Annotated in this window: 20 protein-coding genes; 5 read left to right on the forward strand and 15 right to left on the reverse strand. The window is 61.3% G+C overall.

Annotation, left to right across the window (positions count from 1 at the left end):
- Positions 1 to 86 precede the first annotated feature (86 nt).
- Positions 87 to 809 (reverse strand): peptidoglycan editing factor PgeF, encoded by a 723-nt coding sequence (gene pgeF / locus PMI25_RS11400; RefSeq protein ID WP_007963854.1) that lies wholly within the window; start codon positions 807 to 809, stop codon positions 87 to 89.
- Entirely contained in the window at positions 806 to 1,768 is a 963-nt protein-coding gene (gene rluD, locus PMI25_RS11405; protein ID WP_007963852.1) for a 23S rRNA pseudouridine(1911/1915/1917) synthase RluD, read from the reverse strand. Before rluD ends, pgeF begins: the two co-directional genes overlap by 4 nt.
- A 151-nt stretch (positions 1,769 to 1,919) precedes the next feature.
- On the opposite strand from rluD, the gene PMI25_RS11410 reads away from it, so the two are divergent.
- From PMI25_RS11410 to PMI25_RS11425, 4 genes are all read left to right on the forward strand, one after another.
- Positions 1,920 to 2,942 (forward strand): outer membrane protein assembly factor BamD, encoded by a 1,023-nt coding sequence (locus tag PMI25_RS11410; RefSeq protein ID WP_007963851.1) that lies wholly within the window; start codon positions 1,920 to 1,922, stop codon positions 2,940 to 2,942.
- 127 nt (positions 2,943 to 3,069) lie between these two features.
- Positions 3,070 to 3,303 (forward strand): PP0621 family protein, encoded by a 234-nt coding sequence (locus PMI25_RS11415; protein ID WP_007963850.1) that lies wholly within the window; start codon positions 3,070 to 3,072, stop codon positions 3,301 to 3,303.
- Positions 3,293 to 4,882, forward strand: coding sequence for a sensor histidine kinase (locus PMI25_RS11420; RefSeq protein WP_007963849.1), 1,590 nt, complete (start codon positions 3,293 to 3,295; stop codon positions 4,880 to 4,882). The genes PMI25_RS11415 and PMI25_RS11420 overlap by 11 nt, the downstream gene beginning before the upstream one ends.
- A complete protein-coding gene (locus tag PMI25_RS11425; protein ID WP_007963847.1) occupies positions 4,879 to 6,225 on the forward strand; it encodes a sigma-54-dependent transcriptional regulator in 1,347 nt (448 codons plus the stop codon). Before PMI25_RS11420 ends, PMI25_RS11425 begins: the two co-directional genes overlap by 4 nt.
- Positions 6,226 to 6,314: 89 nt before the next feature.
- Here PMI25_RS11425 and thiO read toward each other — a convergent pair whose 3' ends face one another.
- From thiO to PMI25_RS11460, 7 genes are read right to left on the reverse strand one after another with little or no spacing between them, the layout of a single operon-like run.
- Positions 6,315 to 7,415 carry a glycine oxidase ThiO gene (gene thiO / locus PMI25_RS11430; protein ID WP_007963845.1) on the reverse strand — a complete coding sequence of 367 codons (1,101 nt, stop codon included), beginning with the start codon at positions 7,413 to 7,415 and terminating at the stop codon, positions 6,315 to 6,317.
- A 57-nt stretch (positions 7,416 to 7,472) separates the two neighbouring features.
- Positions 7,473 to 7,874, reverse strand: coding sequence for a type IV pilin protein (locus PMI25_RS11435; protein ID WP_007963842.1), 402 nt, complete (start codon positions 7,872 to 7,874; stop codon positions 7,473 to 7,475).
- 15 nt (positions 7,875 to 7,889) lie between these two features.
- Positions 7,890 to 10,970, reverse strand: coding sequence for a pilus assembly protein (locus tag PMI25_RS11440; protein ID WP_007963840.1), 3,081 nt, complete (start codon positions 10,968 to 10,970; stop codon positions 7,890 to 7,892).
- Positions 10,957 to 11,436 (reverse strand): pilus assembly PilX family protein, encoded by a 480-nt coding sequence (locus tag PMI25_RS11445; RefSeq protein ID WP_007963838.1) that lies wholly within the window; start codon positions 11,434 to 11,436, stop codon positions 10,957 to 10,959. The genes PMI25_RS11440 and PMI25_RS11445 overlap by 14 nt, the downstream gene beginning before the upstream one ends.
- An 11-nt stretch (positions 11,437 to 11,447) precedes the next feature.
- Positions 11,448 to 12,161, reverse strand: coding sequence for a PilW family protein (locus PMI25_RS11450; protein WP_007963835.1), 714 nt, complete (start codon positions 12,159 to 12,161; stop codon positions 11,448 to 11,450).
- A complete protein-coding gene (gene pilV / locus PMI25_RS11455; RefSeq protein WP_007963833.1) occupies positions 12,158 to 12,607 on the reverse strand; it encodes a type IV pilus modification protein PilV in 450 nt (149 codons plus the stop codon). Before pilV ends, PMI25_RS11450 begins: the two co-directional genes overlap by 4 nt.
- Positions 12,604 to 13,077, reverse strand: a complete 474-nt coding sequence (locus tag PMI25_RS11460) for a GspH/FimT family pseudopilin (protein WP_007963832.1) — start codon at positions 13,075 to 13,077, stop codon at positions 12,604 to 12,606. The genes pilV and PMI25_RS11460 overlap by 4 nt, the downstream gene beginning before the upstream one ends.
- A 131-nt stretch (positions 13,078 to 13,208) precedes the next feature.
- Here PMI25_RS11460 and PMI25_RS11465 point away from each other — a divergent pair, with 131 nt between their 5' ends.
- Positions 13,209 to 13,763 (forward strand): GspH/FimT family pseudopilin, encoded by a 555-nt coding sequence (locus PMI25_RS11465; protein ID WP_007963830.1) that lies wholly within the window; start codon positions 13,209 to 13,211, stop codon positions 13,761 to 13,763.
- On the opposite strand, the gene ispH is transcribed toward PMI25_RS11465, so the two are convergent.
- The 6 genes from ispH to murJ all read right to left on the reverse strand — a co-directional run bounded on the left by ispH (position 13,735) and on the right by murJ (position 21,315).
- On the reverse strand, positions 13,735 to 14,679 hold the full coding sequence (gene ispH / locus PMI25_RS11470) for a 4-hydroxy-3-methylbut-2-enyl diphosphate reductase (protein ID WP_007963828.1): 945 nt from the start codon (positions 14,677 to 14,679) through the stop codon (positions 13,735 to 13,737). The two genes, PMI25_RS11465 and ispH, sit on opposite strands and share 29 nt — an antisense overlap.
- 234 nt (positions 14,680 to 14,913) lie before the next feature.
- Positions 14,914 to 15,351, reverse strand: a complete 438-nt coding sequence (fkpB, locus tag PMI25_RS11475) for an FKBP-type peptidyl-prolyl cis-trans isomerase (protein ID WP_177325718.1) — start codon at positions 15,349 to 15,351, stop codon at positions 14,914 to 14,916.
- A 7-nt stretch (positions 15,352 to 15,358) separates the two neighbouring features.
- Entirely contained in the window at positions 15,359 to 15,871 is a 513-nt protein-coding gene (gene lspA / locus PMI25_RS11480) for a signal peptidase II (RefSeq protein WP_007963824.1), read from the reverse strand.
- Complete coding sequence (gene ileS / locus PMI25_RS11485; RefSeq protein WP_007963821.1) at positions 15,864 to 18,695, reverse strand: isoleucine--tRNA ligase; 2,832 nt, start codon at positions 18,693 to 18,695, stop codon at positions 15,864 to 15,866. The genes lspA and ileS overlap by 8 nt, the downstream gene beginning before the upstream one ends.
- 13 nt (positions 18,696 to 18,708) lie before the next feature.
- Positions 18,709 to 19,647 carry a bifunctional riboflavin kinase/FAD synthetase gene (ribF, locus tag PMI25_RS11490; RefSeq protein ID WP_003228347.1) on the reverse strand — a complete coding sequence of 313 codons (939 nt, stop codon included), beginning with the start codon at positions 19,645 to 19,647 and terminating at the stop codon, positions 18,709 to 18,711.
- 129 nt (positions 19,648 to 19,776) lie between these two features.
- Entirely contained in the window at positions 19,777 to 21,315 is a 1,539-nt protein-coding gene (gene murJ, locus PMI25_RS11495; protein WP_007963820.1) for a murein biosynthesis integral membrane protein MurJ, read from the reverse strand.
- Between the last annotated feature and the right edge of the window lie 226 nt (positions 21,316 to 21,541).

A 21,541-nucleotide genomic window follows, 5' to 3' on the forward strand; every position in this document is an offset into this window, starting at 1 on the left:
AATAAAGAAACCTGCCAGATACCACTGTAGATGCGGTCGATTCTGGAAGATTCAAGCGTCGGAGCGTTGATGCAAGTCAGACAAGTCTAGCGGGTGAGCCAGACCAGGGAGGCGAATCGACCAGTGCGCGACGCACGGCGGTAAGAAAAGAAGCGTGGATCGGTCACGGTGCAGAAACCGCCGCCATAAACCGCAGTGACACCGCGCTCAGCCAGGCGCAGGCGCGCCAGCAGGTAGATGTCGGCCATGAACTTGCCAGCATTGTGGCTAGGGACGAAGGCGGAGGCTGCTTCCGGCAATTGATTGACGAAGACTTCGCGTACCTCCGGGCCGACTTCGAAGGCTTTCGGGCCGATGGCCGGGCCGAGCCAGACCAGCATATCCGCAGGTGCGGTGTCAAAATGATCGAGCGTGGCTTCCAGTACGCCCGCCGCCAAACCGCGCCAACCGGCGTGAGCCGCCGCGACGCGAGTACCGGCACGATCACAGAACAACGCGGGCAGACAGTCTGCCGTCATGGCTGCGCAGGCAATGCCCGGCGTTGAAGTCCAGCTGGCGTCCGCCGTCGCGACGACGGACGGATCCGCAGCGGCCACGGCAATCCCGTGCACTTGCTGCAACCAGGCAGGCTTTATCGAGAAGTGTTCGGTCAGACGCCGACGATTCTCGGCGACTGCGTTCGGGCGATCATCGACATGATCGCCCAGATTGAGGCTGTCGAACGGCGCCTCGCTGACACCTCCCTCGCGGGTGGTGACACAGGCCCTGACGCTGGCCGGCGCAGGCCAGTCCGGCGTCAGCCAGTTCATCCGACGAATGCCTCGCGATCCTGCTTGAGCAGGGTCAGCAGCCAGACGAAGTCTTCCGGCAGCGGCGATTCCCAGCTCATGCGCTCACCGGTGGTCGGATGATCCAGCTCAAGGAAGCGCGCATGCAGCGCCTGGCGCGGGAAGTGCTTGAGGGATTCGACCATGGTCGGGTTCGCGGCCGGCGGAATGCGGAAACGCCCGCCGTACGCCGGGTCACCGACCAACGGGAAGTTGATGTGCGACATGTGCACGCGGATCTGGTGGGTGCGGCCGGTTTCCAGTTTGACCCGCACATGCGTGTGCGAACGGAAACGCTCCAGCACGCGGTAGTGACTGACGGCGGGCTTGCCACCCTCCATCACTGCCATGCGCTGGCGCTGCTGACCATGACGGCCGATCGGAGCGTTGATCTTGCCCCCGGCGGTCACGACACCGATCACGATGCACTCGTAGATCCGGCTGACGCTGCGGCTTTGCAGCTGGGCAACCAGTTTGGTCTGCGCCTGAATGGTCTTGGCCACCACCATCAGACCGGTGGTGTCCTTGTCCAGACGATGCACGATACCGGCGCGCGGGACATTGATGATGTCCGGCACGTGGTGCAGCAAGGCGTTGAGCAAGGTGCCATCGGCGTGACCGGCAGCCGGGTGCACCACCAGGCCCGCAGGCTTGTTGATCACCAGGATGTCGTCGTCTTCATAGACGATGTCGAGCTCGATGTCCTGGGCGATCCACTCGCCCTGGGCTTCCTGCTCGGCAGTCAGCTCAAGGATGGCACCGCCGTGCACGATGTCGCGCGGGCGGATGACCGCCCCGTCCACAGTCAGGCGACCTTCTTTGATCCAGGCGGAAAGGCGCGAGCGTGAGTGCTCAGCGAAGAGTTGGGCGGCGACTTGATCGAGGCGTTGGCCGCCCAAATCGGACGGCACCTCTGCGCGAAGTTCAATTTTATCGGACATGCTCTGACTGGGCGTCGGCACAGCCTTTGGTTTCGGCTGCGCGCTTGTGGTTAAATACGGCGTCTTTTGCCCCGAGGCTTTTCAACGGGGCGCTCATCATAACAGGACGGCCCCGCCCAAGACAGCGGCCGTCATAGGGACGCAAGCCGCCATGCAAGTGAAACACCTGCTGCTGATCGCCATCCTCGCATTGACCGCTGCTTGCTCATCGAAGGAAGTCGTAGACGAAAACCTCAGCGAAGCCGAGCTGTATCAGCAGGCTCAGACTGATCTGGACAACAACAGCTACACCAGCGCCACAGCCAAGCTGAAGGCCCTGGAGTCGCGTTATCCGTTCGGTCGCTACGCCGATCAGGCGCAGCTGGAGCTGATCTACGCCAACTACAAGAACGCCGAGCCGGAAGCTGCAAAGTCCGCCGCCGAGCGTTTCATTCGTTTGCATCCGCAGCATCCGAACGTGGATTACGCGTACTACTTGAAAGGTCTGACCTCTTTCGACCAGGACGTCGGCCTGCTGGCGCGCTTCCTGCCGCTGGACATGACCAAGCGTGACCCGGGCGCTGCCCGCGACTCGTACAACGAGTTCGCCCAGCTGACCAGCCGCTACCCGAACAGCCGCTACGCGCCGGACGCCAAGCAGCGCATGATCTACCTGCGCAACCTGCTGGCCGCCTACGAAATCCACGTAGCCGACTACTACCTGACCCGTCAGGCCTACGTCGCCGCCGCCAACCGTGGCCGTTATGTAGTGGAAAACTTCCAGGAAACCCCATCGGTCGGCGACGGCCTGGCGGTGATGACCGAGGCTTACCAGCGTCTGCACCTGGACGATCTGGCCGCCACCAGCCTGGAAACCCTGAAGCTCAACTACCCGAATCACCCGAGCCTGAAAGACGGTCAGTTCGTGCCATCGGTCGCCGAAGCCGACAACCGTTCGTTCCTGAGCAAGGCGACGCTGGGTCTGATCGAATCGCGTCCACCGCTGCCGCCGGGAGAAACCCGCGCCAACCAGGACGTGCAGAAGCAATTCCAGGACGCGAAAGACGCGATCCCGAACGAGCTCAAGCCTAAAGACGAAAACGGTGACGTGATTGAAGAAGAACATCACGAAGCCGCAGGCAACAACGATGACCGTTCGTGGTTCAGCTACATGACCTTCGGCGTGTTCGACTGATCACACCGGGCGTCACAAAAAAGGGAGATCTGCGGATCTCCCTTTTTCATTGCCGCGCATTAATAGTCTGTGCGCTTGCCGGCTCCTTGGCTAAACTGCCGAATCATTAGCCAAAAAGCCGCCCATCATGCTCCGTTTACTGTTCTGGATTGTCCTGATTTTTGCTGCGGTATGGCTGTGGCGAAAATTCAAGGCGCCCGCCGCTTCCGCCCAGTCGCCCCGCGAGCAAGACGCCGCGCCGATGGTGCGCTGCGCCCATTGCGGCGTGCACCTGCCGCGCGATCGCGCGCTGAACCTTCAGCAACAGTGGTATTGCAGCCAGGCTCACCTTGAGCAAGGCCCGGGCACCAGTGATCGCTGAGGCCGCCCACGCCGACAGTAAACAGGCGCAGCGCCTGCTGCGTCTCTATCATCTCTACCGTTTGAGCGTCGGCATCACCCTGGTGCTGTTGATCTCCAGCAACATGGACAACCGCCTGCTGACCTCGGCCGACGACGACCTGCTGCGCAGCGGCAGTTGGTTGTATCTGGTGCTGAACATTCTGCTGGTGGTGTTCCTCGAGAATACCCGCCGTCCGGCGCAGCTGTTCAGCCTGGCACTGGTCGATGTGCTGCTGCTGTGCGGTCTGTTCTACGCGGCGGGCGGCGTCGCCAGCGCCATCGGCAACCTGTTGATTGTCTCGGTGGCGATCGCCAACACCCTGCTGCGCCGGCGAATCGGTCTGCTGATTGCCGCCATCGGCGCCCTCGGCATTGTCGCTTCCAGTTTCCTGCTGGGGTTCAGCCAGCCCCTGAGTGCCAATAATTACCTGCAAGCCGGGACCCTCGGCGCCCTGTGTTTTGCCGCTTCACTGCTGGTACAGGGTTTGGTCCGGCGCCTGGAAGTCAGCGAGACCCTCGCCGAACAGCGCGCCAGCGAGGTGGTCGGCCTCGAGGCCCTCAACGCCCTGATTCTGCAGCGTATGCGCACCGGCATTCTGGTGCTCGACGAACAACGCCGGGTACAGCTGGCCAATCACAGCGCGAAAAGCCTGCTGGCGCAGTCGCACCTTGAGGGGCATTTGATCGATGACTACTCGCCGACACTGGTCGAGCGCCTGCAACTGTGGCTGAGCAACCCGACCCTGCGCCCGCAGAGTCTGAAAATCCCCGGCAACGGTCTGGAACTGCAACCGAACTTCATCGCCCTCGCACAGAGTCCGAACCAGCAAACCCTGGTATTTCTCGAAGACCTTGCGCAAGTCGCCCAACAAGCCCAGCAACTCAAGCTCGCCGCGCTCGGGCGCCTGACCGCCGGCATCGCCCATGAAATCCGCAACCCATTGGGGGCCATCAGTCACGCCGCGCAGCTATTGGGCGAGTCCGAGGAACTCGATGGCGCCGATCGGCGTCTGACGCAGATTATTCAAGACCACTCCCAGCGCATGAACCGAGTCATCGAAAACGTCCTGCAACTGTCGCGTCGCCAGCAGAGTGCTCCGCAACGCCTGGATCTCAAGCCTTGGCTGGAACACTTTGTTGCCGAGAGCCGCGAACAGGCGAACGAACGCCAGTCGATTCATTTGCGGATCAATTCCGGGGACTTCATCACGCTGATGGACCCCGACCAGCTCACGCAGATTCTCGACAATCTATTACGCAATGGCTGGCGACACAGCGCCCTGCTGCATGAGCAGGCCGAAGTCTGGCTGGCGCTGTTCATCGATCCTGACAGCCAGTTGGCGGTGCTCGAAGTGCAGGACAACGGCCCCGGTGTGCCGCCCGATCAGCAGTCGCATCTGTTCGAACCGTTCTTCACCACCAGCAGCCAGGGCACCGGCCTTGGGCTTTATCTGTCCCGTGAGCTGTGCGAAAGCAACCAGGCGCGCCTAGACTTCAAACCACGCCAAGGCGGCGGCTGCTTTCGCATCACCTTTGCTCACGGACGGAAACAAAGTTGAACACGAGCCCACGGCAAAAAATCCTCATCGTCGACGACGAGCCGGATATCCGCGAACTCCTGGAAATCACCCTGGGACGGATGAAACTCGACACCTTCAGCGCGCGCAATCTCGGCGAAGCCCAGTCGTTGTTGCAGCGCAATGCGTTTGATCTGTGCCTGACCGACATGCGCCTGCCTGACGGCACGGGGCTGGACCTGGTGCAGCACATCCAGCAACGTTATCCACAACTGCCGGTAGCGATGATCACCGCGTATGGCAGCCTGGAAACAGCGATCAATGCGCTGAAGGCCGGGGCCTTCGACTTCCTCACCAAACCGGTTGATCTCACGCGCCTGCGCGAACTGGTCAGCACCGCATTGCGCATGCCGGCAGCGGGTGGCGCTGTATCGTCGATAGATCGGCGCCTGCTTGGCGACTCGCAGCCCATGCGCGAGCTGCGCAAACAGATCGACAAACTGGCGCGCAGTCAGGCCCCGGTCTACATCAGCGGCGAATCGGGCAGCGGCAAAGAACTGGTCGCGCGGCTGATCCACGAACAGGGGCCGCGCGCCAGCAAGCCGTTCGTGCCGGTCAATTGCGGGGCCATTCCGTCCGAACTGATGGAAAGCGAGTTTTTCGGCCATCGCAAGGGCAGCTTCACCGGCGCGGTCGAGGATAAACCCGGACTGTTCCAGGCCGCGCACGGCGGCACCCTGTTTCTCGACGAGGTGGCGGACCTGCCGCTGTCGATGCAGGTGAAATTGCTGCGAGCGATTCAGGAGAAGGCCGTGCGCAGCGTCGGCGGCCAGCAGGAAGCGGTGGTCGATGTGCGCATTCTTTGCGCCACCCACAAGGATCTCGACGCCGAAGTCGCCGCCGGGCGCTTTCGCCAGGATCTTTATTACCGCTTGAACGTGATCGAACTGCGCGTGCCATCCCTGCGCGAACGGCGCGATGACATCGAAGTGCTGGCTGCGCGGATGCTCCAGCGTCTGGCGGCAGGCAGCGGCCGCGCGGCGGCTCGTTTGCACCCACAGGCGCTTGAGGCGCTGAAGAGCTACCGCTTTCCGGGGAATGTGCGGGAGCTGGAAAACGTCCTCGAGCGAGCGCACACGCTGTGTGAAAACCAGTTGATCGAGGCCGCAGATCTGCGTCTCAGCGAAGGTAATTGCACGGTCGAGGGCGGTATTGCCGACCTGACGCAGATCGACAATCTTGAGGATTATCTGGAGAACGTCGAGCGCAAACTGATTCTGCAGGCGCTGGAGGAAACGCGCTGGAATCGTACGGCGGCGGCGCAGCGTTTGAGTCTGTCGTTCAGGTCGATGCGCTATCGGCTGAAGAAACTCGGCCTGGATTGAGTCTTAAAAGATCGCAGCCTGCGGCAGCTCCTACATTGGAATGCGATTCCTGTAGGAGCTGCCGCAGGCTGCGATCTTTGGCTTTTGCCTTAAATACGACCTTCAGGCGCATACGGCGCCGGATCAATAATCGGCGCCCGCCTCAGCATCACATCGACAAACAGCTGACACGACGCCGGCGCCAGCACCAGGCCATTGCGGTAATGCCCGCAGTTCAGCCACAAACCCTCAAACCCCGGCACCCGGCCGATATACGGAATGCCTTCCGGCGAGCCCGGACGCAAACCGGCCCAATGCCCCACCACTTCAGCCTCCGCCAGAGCCGGCAGCAGCTCGACCGCCGAAGCCTTGAGGCTCTCCAGCGCAACCTCGGTCGGGGTCTTGTCGAAGCCTTCATGCTCCAGCGTACTGCCGATCAGGATGTGCCCGTCGCGACGCGGAATCGCATACCGTCCCTTGGCCAGCACCATGCTCGGCAGAAAATCCGCCGCACACTTGTAGAGAATCATCTGGCCCTTGACCGGCTCGACCGGCAGTGTCAGGTCCAGCGTCTTGAGCAGATCACCGCTCCATGCCCCGGCCGTCAGCACCACTTGATCGCCGCTGATCAGGCCTTTCGACGTTTCGACGCCAACCACCCGCTCGCCTTCGCGCACAAACCCGCGAACTTCGCATTGCTCGTGAAGGATCACGTTCGGCAGCGCCAACAAAGCGGCTTTCAGCGATTTGACCAGACGCGGGTTACGCACGTTGGCCACGTCAGCCATGTAGATCGCCCGGGAGAACCCGCCGCCCAGCACCGGCACCGCATCGTGCGCCGCCGAGATATCCACAGCCCGCAGCGGACGGTTTTCCCGCTCGGCCCAGGCCAGCGCTTCGGCTTCATCCTCCAGATCCAGCCAGTACAGGCCGGTGGTGTGCACTTCAGGATCAACGCCGGTATCGGCAAACAGCCGCTCGCCCAGCTGTGGATAAAAATCCTGCGACCAATGCGCCAGCGCGGTGACTGCCGGGCTGTAGCGCCACGGGTACAGCGGCGAAACGATACCGCCGCCGGCCCAGGACGATTCCTGGCCGACGTTCGAACGATCCAGCAGCACCACGCTGCGCACTTCGGAGGCGAGGTTGTAGGCGGTCAGCAGGCCAATCACCCCGCCACCGACAATCACCACTTGCTGTTGCCTGGTCATGTTTGATCCAACCGTAAAAAAGACAGTGGGCGCAAAAGGCGCCCTTGAGAAGGTACCTCAGCGGCCCCAGCAATCCTTGGTGGTCAGCCCGGTGGTTGCGTTGTTCATGCTTCTGACACCGGTGTTGGTCAGGGTGAAGTCCCCGCACTTGTCGGTGGCCATGGCAGTGCCAGCCTTGCGGGTGGCGGTCAGCAGGAAGGTCTGGTCAGCGATCGTCGGGGTGATGGTGTAGAAATCATTGCCCGTGCTCAGCCCGGTGATGCCGGTGTAGACGTTGTTTTTGGTATAGAAACGCTCGAGGCTCTGCGCCTGCTCCGAGAGCAGCGACACCACTTCGGCACGCCGGCCCTTTTTCAGGTACTCGGTGTAGCTCGGTGCGGCGATGGTGATGATGATCCCGATGATCGCAATCACGATCATGATTTCGATCAGGGTGAAGCCTTGGTTGACTCTGCGCATGCCTCAAACTCTCACTTACTGTATTTGTCGCCACATGATACGACGGCTGCCGCCGCCGGATTTTTCCACCAGTGTGGTCACGGTGCCACTGGAATCGTTGACGATCTTGCGCGTCGCGCCATTGACGATGGCGTTCAGGGTTGGAATGCCGCCGGTGAACACCACGCCGCTGGAAATCGTGTCGTTGCTGTCGACCACACCATCGGCGTTGGTGTCGAGCACCGCGTAGTTGAGCATCTTACCGCTGAACGCATCGAGTTCGACCAGTTTGCCGGTGCCGAAACTGGCACACGGGTCGGTGGTGTCGACACTGGCAGTGGTAAACACGATGCGCCCGAGTACCAGACTGGCCTGATTGATCACCCGCTCGCCGGTCAGCACGTTGTTGTAAACCAACGGCAGGTACCAGCCCTTCTCCCCCGGATAGGTCGTGTCGTTCTGGCTGGTGGTGATGAACTGCCCGGTACTGCCGGAGAACACCCCGGTCACTGCTTGCGCCTGCAGGCTGCTGACCGTCAGTTGCCCGGAACCACCGTCGGCATCCCACACCGAATAAAACGCCTGCAAATCCTTGTTGGTCTTGTCGGCGGTCTCGTTGAATTTGCCGGTGCCGACGAAGATCTGTTTGCCCCCCAGCGAATTGTCCGCCAGCAGCGGCTGCGCGGTGATCGGCTGGGTCGCCCCGCCCGCCGTGGTGAACAATGGTTTACCGGAAAACGCCACGCCCCAACTGTCGGTCGATGTCGCGCTCAGATCGAACTTCCACAAGCGACCTTTCAGGTCACCGCCGTAAGCGGCCTGCACCACGTTGGAAGAATTGACCTTGAGCTTCACCGACGACAGGCCATTGGTGGCTTCGGTGCTGTCGATCACGATTTTCTTGATCAACGAACCGTCACGCACATCCAGCACATACAACGCCGCCACCCCGGAGTTGCTGCCATAACCATTGGCAATGAATGCCGCCCAACGACCATCGGCCAAGCGTGCCACTTCCGGCCGGGCATAGGCGTAACCCAGATCATTAAAGGCGTTGGTAGTGTTCGCCGTGGCGGGTGCACTGACTTCCCACAGGGCATTGAGAACATTGCCTGCGGACGCGTCGAACAGTTGCAGCGCGTAGAACGTCTTGCCGCCAGCACCGGTGCCGCCGATGGCCACGGTTTTCCAGGCACTGTTGAACTGAAGGTCGTAAACCCCGACCTGACCGTCCACCAGAAACTTGTGGCTGACGCCGTTGATGTACGCCGGATCGGCAATCAGCCGCAGCGACGGCAATACACTGGACGGCATGTAGGCATAGCGCCGGGTGCCGTTGGCCGAGTTGATCACGTTGACGAAACCGTCGTTGGCATTCACCACCAGATTGGCATTCATGTTCGCCGCTTTGGTGGTCAGGTACGTGGTGTAGGTGGTGTCGCCCGAGAGGTCTGAGGCGGTTTTGTCGCTGGGCGAGGCCAGCACCAGCGGCGAGTTGATGATGTCGCCGAGCAACACGCTGCGCACCTTGAGCCCGGTCTTGTTGGTGCCCTTGCTCCACTCCACCAGATCGTTGCCGCTGATGCCGGTGGGCAGGCTCTGGCTCAGCGTGGTCTGCTGGGGCGCGGAAAAGTTGCCGTAAGCCAGAGTCACGGCGGCGTTGCTGCTGGTGTTCCACGATTGATAGGTCGGTGCGGTCGCGCCCGGCACGATCGTGGTATCGGTGGTCCACAACGCTGCGGAGGTATTTACCACGCCGGCCGAGGTGAAGCCGAAGGACTTGATCGTGCCGCGCCAGTCCTTGGGGTCGTAGCTGGTCTGGAAATAGCTGGTGCCACTGGCCAGCGTGGTACCGCTGGTGACCCCACTGCCGCCGGAACCGGCCTTGGAGGTGATGTCGCTCAACGCCGAGGACAGCGCGGCATTTAGGCCCGTGCTATCGGTCGCCTGGTAATACTTGCCTTGCCCGTAAGCGGCGGCGTCCGAGAGCATGTCGTTGTCGGCGGTAAAACCGACGGTGTAGGTGTTCATGTTCTGTTTGGGAAAATCCGCCAAGCCCCAGCTCTTGCCCGCGAGATCGGTGCCTGTCGAACGCATGTCGATGTCGAAGGCGAACTTGGCGATGTCATCCAGATACAGCGTGTCACCCTCGTTGTCGCCATTGAGGTTGTTGCCATCATTATTGATGCCGTCCCAGTTCGGCAGACGACTGCCACCCAACGGATCGTTGGTCGGGAAGGTGCGATCGTAGGTCGGCAAACCGTCAGTGATCACCACGCCGTAGTTCTTCTGGCAACGGTACTGGATCGGGCTGGTGTAGGTCGTCGGCGTGCTGTTGTAGTACGGCGTCATGCCGCGCATGTAGCGGGTGATTTCGTAATAGGTTTCCGCCAACGGCGTGTTGGCCACGGCGCCCAGGGCGTTGATCGAAGAAATCAGCGCGTTGTAGTTAGTGTCGGCTTGCGCCTGGGTCACGCTGCCGGAGACCGGTGACAGGTCGCTGATGGCGCGGGCGATGTAACCGCCGTTGCCGGGGTTGTTGCTGGTGACCGGATTGAAGGTCGACAGCCCCATGCGCAAGGTACGGTTGCTGGTAACCAGCGCGGTGGATACGTTGCGCGCCACGTTGATCCGGTAGTCGCTGGGGATGGATCCGGTGGTGAAGTCGCGGTTGCTGCCGTTCGCCAGTCCCACCAGATAAGCGATGTAGTCCCCGGTGTAGCGTGTGTTGCCTCCGCCGACCGGGTCCGGCAATTTCAGGCACTGCGGCACCAGACTGTTGTTGTAGAACGCAAAGGCTCCGCCAGAGCAACCGGCAGTCGGCAGGTTTGACAGAAACACCGGATCGCCGGTGATCGCCGTCGAACTCAGGCACAGTCCGAGCAGCGCATTACATTGCCGGGCCGGGGTGCGCGTGACCGTCGGATCGAAGCCCGCCGCGTAAATGATGCTGTTCATGCTGCCGGAATCGTCGATCAGCAGCATCACGTTGGGCGGCACCGCAGCCGCGCTCAGCAGTGGCGAATCGGACGGCGTGAACGCATACGCCGGCGCTGCCAGATACAAACCCAGCAGCATCCCCGTCAACAGCGTCCAGTAGCGCTCAATACTTCGCATAGACACTCTCCACCACACTGCGCGAAGTACCAGCAATGCCGACAGCGGTCACTCGATACAGGGTCGCCGAGGTGTTGCTCGGCACGTTGACCGCGGTCAGGGTGGTGCCGATGTTCTGCACCCCATAAAAGCCGTTGCCGGCGGCGATCCACGTGACTCCGGAAGTCGAATTGAGCCCCGCCGCACTGACCACCGAAGACTCTGCCGGCGGCGCACATTGTGTCGTGCTGGCACACACCGCCAGTGAATAACTGTCGAGCTGCACCGCACTCTCGCCGATACGCAATGCCGCCTCGGCGGTCTGGAACGACTGATTGCGCAGGCTGACGCTGCCGGCCATTTTTTCCTGCAGGTTGGCGCTCTGCATCGAGGACAGCCCGATCAAGGTCAGCAGCAACAGAAACACCAGACTGACCAGCAACACCATGCCGCGCTGAGTTTTCCGCTGGGCGAAAGTCATCCTCATCGGCCCGGCCCTCATTGCAAGCGGTTGCGCAAAGCGGCAACCACGTTGAAGGTTTGATTGGCCACCCGGTTGTTCGGGTCGGTGAGGGTCAGGCTCAGGCGCACACTGCGGATGCGCGCCGGGTCGCTGGGGTTGGCGCTGTAGGAGGACGCCGCGACATCGGTAGCGGACGTCGCCAGACCAAACATCACGGTGAACGCACTGACGTTGTTCACCAGCACCTGCTGAGTCGGGGTACCGCTGCCGGTGCCCATGAGAATCTGGTTGTTGCTGAAGCTATAGATCAAGCGACGGATCGGAAAGGCGATCTGCCCGCTCGCCGCAGCACGCAACCCGGTGTATGCCGTGGCGCTGTTGCGACAATCGGAAACCACCGTCCAGGTCGGCGTGCCGCCGTTGCCGCCGACGTCGGCGGTGACCAGGGTCAGCTTGAGGTTGCTATTGTCCCAAGTGATCGGGGTGATCTGCGCCGCGTTGAAATCCCCTGCCGAGCTCGCGTCGGTAATCGTGCCCAGACAGCCGAACATGCCGACCATGCGCAGCTCCTGAATCATCTTGCTCAGAACGAAGCGCGCGTCTTCCTGCATCGCGGCAGCGGTGTTCTGGCTGACGTAAGTGTTTTTAGCGGCGAGGAACGTCTGCACTACGCCCAGCACAATGATCAGCCCCAGTGCCAGGGCGATGAGCATTTCGATCAGGCCGAAACCACGGTTGGCGTGCTTCATGGTGTGGCCACCGGATCGACCGTGGCACGACTGCTCAGAACAAAACTGCGCGTGGTGCCGGTGGCATTCGCCGCCCGCGAGTCATTCCAGTTGATGGTGATGGTGTACACCCGCTGATTGAGGGTGATCGTACCCGTGGCGGTCGGCCCGCCGAAATTGACGATATTGGTGGTGAAGTCGTAGAGATCCTGATCGCGGGCGACACTGAGATTGCCCGAAGTCGGCGGCGTGACGGTGTAATCGGCAGCGGCATTGGCGCGGATGCGGTCCATCATGTCGTAGGCGATGAAGCTGGCCTGACTGGTCATTCGCGAGCTGTCGGTATATTTCAGCGCATTCACTTGAACGGCTGCCGCGCCCAATATGCCAACGGTCAGAATCAACAACGCGACCAGCACTTCGATCAGCGACATGCCCTTCTGTGCCTGTTTGCTCCCTGCCCTCATCCGCAACTTCCACCCGATTGAATTCGTCCGTTCAGACACACGTTCAGCGTCCTGCTTTGCGTTCCCAGCACGTAACTGATGACCACCGCCGTCGACGGTGCCGCCAGGCCGCCCAGGTTGTTGAAATCCAGTGCGGTCACTCCTGAGGGTAGCGTCAGAGTGGCGCCGCTGCTCATCGCTGGAACAACCCGCAATACATTCGCCGGTGTGCCAGTACTGTCGTAGACCGACAGTTCGCCGGTCCACACGCTGCCACCGGCGCTGGGGCGCAAGCGTGTGGTCACGCCGCGATCGATCGCCTCCAGCCGCGCATAGTTGATGGCGCGCTGCAGGTCGCCCATTTCGGTGTCGGCCTTGCTGCTCTGGATCGAGCGGGTGAAACCCGGCACCGCCAGCGTGATGAGGATCACCATCACCGCGACCGCAGCCAACAACTCGGGCAGCGTGAAACCTTTTGTACGATGATCCATCGATGCCCTCCGTTGCCGTCGGCTATACCTGCTTCTACAAACTAGAACATTCAACCGGCCTGCGTCGGTTGATTTGCCCTGCCCGGCGAAAAGGATCGCGCCGGGCTTCATGCTCCACGGAGGGAATCGTCATGCCGCAACAGGGTTTCAGCCTGATCGAATTGCTTATGGGACTGGCGATTGGCGCAATTGTTCTGTCGCTGATCAGCCCGGCATTCGCCGCTTTCACCGAGTCGACTCAGCGCGACCAGGCGGCGCGGTCATTGCTTGAGGGCATTCGCAACGCCCGCACCCTGGCCATCACGCGCAATCAGAATGTGGTGATCCATGCCATCAACGGCGACTGGAGTCAGGGCTGGCGAATCATTCTGGATATCAGCGGCAAGGGGCCGCAGGACAGCAGCAATCCACTGCTGGTGGAACAGGCGAGTGATGGGCGGACACCGATCGTCGGCAATTGGGCGGTCAGTCGTTACGTGCGCTTCAGCAGTCTGGGACAACCACTGATGCCCGGGCGGGCGTTTCAGGCAGGGACGTTACATGTCTGCTCGGCACGCGAACCGGTCAGCCAGCGCCAGGTGGTGCTGGCGGCAACCGGCCGGGTGCGCCTGACCAGCGCCAAGGCTGAGCAGGCGCTGTGCCTGAAAGCGAAGAGCGTCAGATCGAACGGACGCGCAGCTCTTTAGGCATCGAGAATGTGATGTTCTCTTCGCGGCCGGCCAGCTCATCGGCACCGGTCGCGCCCCAGGCTTGCAACTGCTGGATCACACCCCGCACCAATACCTCCGGCGCGGAAGCACCGGCGGTGATGCCAATGCGCTCGACACCGTCGAACCAGCTCTTCTGCAGGTCTTCGGCGCCGTCGATCAGGTAGGCCGGCGTGGCCATGCGTTCAGCCAGTTCACGCAGACGGTTGGAGTTGGAGCTGTTCGGGCTGCCCACCACCAATACCACGTCGCATTCGTCGGCCAGTTGCTTGACCGCGTCCTGACGGTTCTGCGTGGCGTAGCAGATGTCGTCCTTGCGCGGGCCACCGATGGCCGGGAAACGTGTGCGCAGGGCATCGATCACGCGACTGGTGTCGTCCATCGACAGGGTGGTCTGGGTCACGAACGCCAGTTTTTCCGGGTTCCGCACTTGCAGTTCGGCCACGTCTTTTTCGTCTTCGACGAGGTAGATCGCGCCGCCATTGCTGGCATCGTACTGGCCCATGGTGCCTTCGACTTCCGGGTGACCGGCGTGGCCGATCAGGATGCACTCACGGCCGTCGCGGCTGTATTTGGCGACTTCGATGTGCACCTTGGTGACCAGCGGGCAAGTGGCGTCGAAAACTTTCAGGCCACGGCCGGCGGCTTCGCTGCGTACGGCTTGAGAAACGCCGTGAGCACTGAAGATCACGATGACGTCGTCCGGCACCTGATCCAGCTCCTCGACGAAGATCGCGCCACGGCTGCGCAGGTCTTCGACCACGAACTTGTTGTGCACCACTTCATGACGCACGTAGATCGGCGGCCCGAAGACTTCCAGGGCGCGGTTGACGATTTCGATCGCCCGGTCCACGCCGGCGCAGAAGCCACGGGGGTTGGCGAGTTTGATTTGCATGCTGTGCCTCGTGTCTTGCGCGCAAGAAATAGCGAAAACGGTTGAAAACATTGTGGGAGCGAGCCTGTTGTGGCGAGGGGATTTATCCCCGATCGATTGCGAAGCAATCGTCAAAACAGTCAACGCTTTCCGGTTCTGAATCGCGGTAATCAGATTTGGGGGCGCTTCGCACCCCATCGGGGATAAATCCCCTCACCACAAAAGCCCGCTCCCACAGTGGTTTTGCAGTGTTACTCAGATCGCTTTGACGTTGATGATCTCGACGTCAAAGGTCAGCGTCTTGCCGGCCAGCGGGTGGTTGAAGTCGATGGTCACTTGCGAGTCATCGAACTCTTTCACCACACCCGGCAGCTCAGTATTGGCCGCATCATTGAAGATCACCAGCAAACCCGGCGACAACTCCATGTCGACGAACTGCGAACGCGGGATGATCTGGACGTTTTGCGGGTTCGGCTGGCCGAAGGCGTTTTCCGGTTCGACGGTCAGCGTACGCTTGTCGCCGGCCTTGAAGCCGAACAATGCCGCTTCGAAACCCGGTAGCAGGTTGCCGTCGCCGACCTTGAAGGTCGCCGGGGCCTTGTCGAACGTGCTGTCGACCGTGTCGCCGTTCTCCAGGCGCAATGCAAAGTGCAAAGTGACTTCCGTGTTCTGGCCGATGCGTTGCTCAGCCAATACCTGTTCAGTCATGAACGGCTTCTCCGGTTTTCTTCGATTTGAACATGTCCAGTGCCAGCATCACCGCACCCACGGTGATGGCGCTGTCGGCAAAGTTGAACGCCGGGAAGTACCAGCGGTTCTGCCAGTGCACCAGAATGAAGTCGATCACATGGCCCAGGGCAATGCGGTCATACAGATTGCCCAGCGCGCCGCCCAGCACCAGCGCCAAAGCGACAGCCAGCCAGGTATCGTTGCGGCCCAGACGCTTGAGCCAGACCACCAGCACCGCACTGACCACGATCGCGATCAGGGCGAACAGCCAGCGCTGCCAGCCGGAGCTGTCGGCCAGGAAGCTGAAGGCCGCGCCGGTGTTGTAGGCCAGGGTCCAACTGAAGTAATCGGGAATGATCACGATCTGCTGGAACATTTCGAGCTTGCCTTCGAAGTAGAACTTGCTGGCCTGGTCGATGACCAGAACCAGCAAACTCAACCAGAGCCAGCTCAACCGTCCGAAACGGCCAACGGCGTTAGGCATAGTGACGAACCTCGCCGGCGCCGCTGATGTTGTCGACGCAACGACCGCAGATTTCCGGATGCTCCGGGTTCACGCCGACGTCTTCACGGCAGTGCCAGCAACGGGCGCACTTCGGGAAGGCCGATTTGACGATCTTCAGTTTCAGGCCGCTGACTTCGGTGGCTACCGCGTCCGCAGGTGCCTGAACAAAAGGCGCCACGCTGGCAGTCGAGGTGATCAGGACAAAGCGCAGCTCGTTGCTCAGCTTGGCCAGGTCGGCGCTCAGCGCCTCTTCGGCGAACAGCGTCACTTCGGCTTGCAGGTTGCCACCGACGGCTTTGGCCGCGCGCTGGATTTCCATCTCTTTGTTGACCGCCACCTTCACTTCCATGATGCGATCCCAGTAGGCGCGACCCAGCTCGAAGCCTTCCGGCAGCTCGGTCAGACCTTCGTACCAGGTGTTGAGCATCACCGACTCGTTGCGCTCGCCCGGCAGGTATTGCCACAGCTCGTCAGCGGTGAACGCGAGGATCGGCGCGATCCAGCGCACCAGCGCTTCGGAGATGTGGAACAGCGCGGTCTGGCACGAGCGACGGGCCTTGCTGTCGGCGCCGGTGGTGTACTGGCGATCCTTGATGATGTCGAGGTAGAAACCACCCAGCTCCTGCACGCAGAAGTTGTGGATCTTCGAGTAAACGTTCCAGAAACGGTATTCGCCGTAGTGCTCTTGCAACTCGCGTTGCAGCAGCAGGGTACGGTCAACGGCCCAGCGATCCAGTGCGAGCATGTCTTCAGCCGGCAGCAGGTCGGTGGCCGGGTTGAAACCGGTCAGGTTGGAAAGCAGGAAGCGCGCCGTGTTACGGATGCGACGATAGGCGTCCGCGCTGCGTTGCAGGATCTGCTCGGACACGGCCATTTCGCCGGAGTAGTCGGTCGAGGCGACCCACAGACGCATGATGTCGGCGCCCAGGGTGTCGTTGACTTTCTGCGGCGCGATCACGTTGCCCAGCGACTTGGACATCTTGCGGCCGGACTCGTCGACGGTGAAGCCGTGGGTCAGCAGCTCGCGGTACGGCGCGTGGTTGTCGATGGCGCAACCGGTCAGCAAGGAGGAATGGAACCAGCCGCGGTGCTGGTCGGAACCTTCCAGGTACAGGTCGGCGCGCGGGCCGGTTTCGTGACCCATCGGGTGCGAACCGCGCAGCACGTGCCAGTGGGTGGTGCCCGAGTCGAACCAGACGTCGAGGGTGTCGCTGATCTTGTCGTACAGCGGCGCTTCGTCGCCCAGCAGTTCGGCGGCGTCAAGTTTGAACCAGGCTTCGATGCCTTCAACCTCGACGCGCTTGGCCACTTCCTCCATCAGTTCGACGGTGCGTGGGTGCAGCTCGCCGCTTTCCTTGTTCAGGAAGAACGGGATCGGCACGCCCCAGTTGCGCTGACGGGAGATGCACCAGTCCGGACGGTTGGCGATCATCGAGTGCAGGCGCGCCTGGCCCCAGGCCGGAACGAACTTGGTGTCTTCGATGGCTTTGAGCGAGCGCACGCGCAGGGTATCGCCGCTGACCGGTTCCTTGTCCATGCCGATGAACCACTGCGCGGTGGCGCGGTAGATCAACGGGGTCTTGTGGCGCCAGCAGTGCATGTAGCTGTGTTCGATGACGGTGGTGTGCATCAGCGCACCGACTTCGGTCAGTTTTTCGACGATGGCCGGGTTGGCTTTCCAGATGAACTGGCCGCCGAAGAACTCCAGCGACGGCACGTACACGCCGTTGCTTTGTACCGGGTTGAGGATGTCATCGTTGACCATGCCGTATTTCTTGCAGGTCACGAAGTCGTCCACACCGTAGGCCGGAGCGGAGTGAACCACGCCGGTGCCGGCGCCCAGCTCGACGTAGTCGGCCAGGTACACCGGCGACAGGCGGTCGTAGAACGGGTGACGGAAGTTGATCAGTTCCAACGCCGAACCCGGCGCGGTGGCCAGTACGGTGCCTTCAACGCCGTAACGCGCCAGGCAGGACTCGACCAGCTCTTCAGCCAGGACCAGCAGCTTGTCGCCGATATCAACCAGCGCGTAGTTGAATTCCGGGTGTACGTTCAGCGCCTGGTTGGCCGGGATGGTCCACGGGGTGGTGGTCCAGATCACGATCGAGGCAGGCTTGCCCAGCGACGGCAGACCGAACGCGGCGGCCAGTTTGGCCTCGTCAGCGATCGGGAAAGCCACGTCGATGGTCGAGGACTTCTTGTTCTCGTACTCGACTTCGGCTTCGGCCAGGGCCGAACCGCAATCGAAGCACCAGTTCACAGGCTTGAGGCCCTTGAACACGAAACCACCCTTGACGATTTCGGCGAGGGCGCGGATTTCACCGGCCTCGTTCTTGAAGTCCATGGTCTTGTACGGGTTGGCGAAGTCGCCCAGCACGCCGAGACGGATGAATTCGCTCTTCTGCCCTTCGATCTGCTCGGTGGCGTAGGCACGGCACAGCTCGCGGGTCTTGTCCGCGCCCAGGTTCTTGCCGTGGGTCACTTCAACCTTGTGCTCGATCGGCAGGCCGTGGCAGTCCCAACCCGGAACATACGGCGCGTCGAAGCCCGACAGGGTCTTCGAGCGGATGATCATGTCCTTGAGAATCTTGTTCAGTGCGTGACCGATGTGGATCGTGCCGTTGGCGTACGGAGGGCCGTCGTGCAGGACGAACTTCGGACGATCCTTGCCAATCTCGCGCAACTTTCCGTACAGGCCAATACTGTCCCAGCGCTGCAGGATCTGCGGTTCGCGCTGTGGCAGGCCGGCCTTCATTGGGAAGGCGGTGTCCGGAAGGTTTAGCGTGGCTTTATAGTCGGTCATTTAAGGCTCTTCATTAGCGATGGGCGCTAGGTGCGGCTAGTGCACGGGCGGCGGCGACATCCGCGTTGATCGCCGTTTTCAGTGCCTCCAGGGAGGCGAAACGCTGCTCTTCACGCAGCTTTTGGTGGAAAACCACCGTCAGACGCCGGTCATACAGATCGCCGGCAAAATCCAGTAGATGAACTTCAAGGTGGGCTTTGCCATCACCTTGGACCGTAGGCCGCACGCCGATATTGGCGACGCCGGGCCAGGTCTTGCCGTCGATGTCCACATCCACCAGATACACCCCGGTGAACGGCACCCGACGGCGCTTGAGTTGAATGTTGGCAGTGGGCGTACCCAGTTGCCGGGCCAGTTTCTGGCCGTGCAGCACGCGACCGGCGATCCGGTACGGGCGGCCGAGCAGGCGTTCGGCCAAGGCAAAATCGGCGGCGGCCAACGCGTTGCGCACCTGGGTGCTGCTGACGCGAATGCCGTCCAGCTCGACGGTTTGCGCGGCTTCGACGGTAAAACCGTGAACCTGTCCGGCCTGCAGGAGGAAATCGAAATCGCCGAGGCGGTCGCAGCCAAAGCGGAAATCGTCACCGACTTCCAGATGCTGCACGCCGAGACCGTCCACCAGGATGGTATCGACGAATTCACTGGCGCTGAGCTTGCTCAGGCGCTGGTTGAACGCCAGGCACAGCACCCGGTCGACACCCTCGGCGGCCAGCAACTGCAGCTTGTCACGCAAACGGGCCAGACGCGCCGGCGCGGTCTCGGGGGCGAAAAATTCCCGTGGCTGCGGCTCGAAAATCACCACGCAGCTGGGTACGCCCAACTCGAGCGCACGCTCACGCAGTCGGGCCAGGATAGCCTGGTGACCACGGTGAACACCGTCAAAGTTGCCAATAGTGGCGACGCAGCCCCGATGCTGGGGGCGCAAGTTGTGGAGGCCTCGAACCAGCTGCATAACGCGCTTCTTGCTCATAAAGTGGTCGATTATAACCACACCCGACGGTCGACGACAGGCAACACCGTAACGCAAAGTGATCGAGCCGACAAAACTGCCGGCACGTGCCCGGTTATAAAGGCTGAAACCTCAGCTCAAAGCCTTGCGATTGAAGTCGCGCAGGCGGAAACCGAGCAGCAGCAACATACCGAAATACGCCACCACACCGGCAACCACCAGCGCCCCCAGACGCAGGAAGCGTTCCAGCATATGCCCCTGATCCCAGGCCGGCATGAAATGCATGCCCAGCAGCAGAACCGCCGACATCACTGCCACTGCCACCACCAGCTTGAAGCCGAACAGGTACCAGCCCGGTTGCGGCTGATACATGTTTTGCTTGCGCAGTTGATAGAACAGCAGCCCGGCATTGAGGCAGGCACCCGCACTGATCGCCAGCGCCAGACCGGCGTGAGCCAGCGGGCCGATCAGCATCAGGTTGAATAGCTGCGTGCACACCAAGGTGAAGATTGCGATTTTTACCGGCGTGCGGATGTTCTGTTGCGCATAAAAGCCCGGCGCCAGCACTTTGATCACGATAATTCCGAGCAGACCGACAGAATAGGCAATCAGTGCACGCTGGGTCATGGACGCATCAAACGCGCTGAACTGGCCGTACTGAAACAGGGAAACGGTCAGCGGCTCGGCGAGAATCCCCAATGCCAGCGCACACGGCAACACCAATACGAAGCACAGGCGCAGCCCCCAGTCGAGGATCCGCGAGTATTCGTGACGATCCTTGCTCGCATAGGTCTTGGCCAGCGTCGGCAGCAAAATGGTGCCCAACGCTACGCCGAGCACACCGGACGGCAGCTCCATCAAACGGTCGGCGTAGTACATCCACGACACCGAACCGGCCACCAGGAACGAGGCGAAAATGGTGTTGATGATCAGCGAAATCTGGCTGACCGAGACACCGATGATCGCCGGCAGCATTTGCTTCATCACCCGCCAGACCCCGGTATCACGCAGATTCAGGCGTGGCAGCACCAGCATGCCGATTTTTTTCAGGTGCGGCAGTTGATAGAGCAACTGCGCCAGACCACCGACCAGCACTGCCCAGCCGAGGGCCATGACCGGTGGATCGAAATACGGCGTCAGGAACAGCGAGAACACAATCATGCTGACGTTGAGCAGGGTCGGCACGAAGGCCGGCACCGAAAAACGGTTCCAGGTGTTGAGGATCGCCCCGGCCAGCGAGGACAGGGAGATCAGCAATATATAAGGGAACGTCACCCGCAACAGGTCTGAGGTGAGCTGGAATTTTTCCGGCGTGTCGGCAAACCCCGGCGCCGTGGCCCAGATCACCCACGGTGCGGCGATCATCCCCAATGCCGTGACCAGAGCCAGCACCAACGTCAGCAAGCCCGATACATAAGCAATGAACGTGCGGGTCGCTTCTTCCCCCTGCTGACTCTTGTATTCCGCCAGAATCGGCACGAAAGCCTGAGAGAACGCGCCCTCGGCGAAGATTCGCCGCAGCAGGTTGGGCAATTTGAAGGCAATGAAGAAGGCATCCGTCGCCATTCCGGCACCGAATGTGCGAGCGATGAGCGTGTCACGGACGAACCCCAGAATCCGGGAAATCATCGTGATAGAGCTGACGGCGGCCAACGATTTGAGCAGATTCATTGAGGAAATGTGTGCCTGTCGATAAACAGCAGGCGAACAATGCGCCTACTTGTGCGATACTCCGCGCCGCAACAGCACAGAGCCAAAGCTCGCGAGTTTACAGGTCAAGCGCCGGAAATAAATATCCCGCCTCTTCATACCTACCACTTAGCGGAACGTTTCAAGCGCCCTTGACAAGACTTCTCTTCATCGGCATGATTCGCGGCCTATTTTGTTTGCTATTTCC

The organism is Pseudomonas sp. GM30, from assembly GCF_000282275.2.
GTDB lineage: Bacteria > Pseudomonadota > Gammaproteobacteria > Pseudomonadales > Pseudomonadaceae > Aquipseudomonas.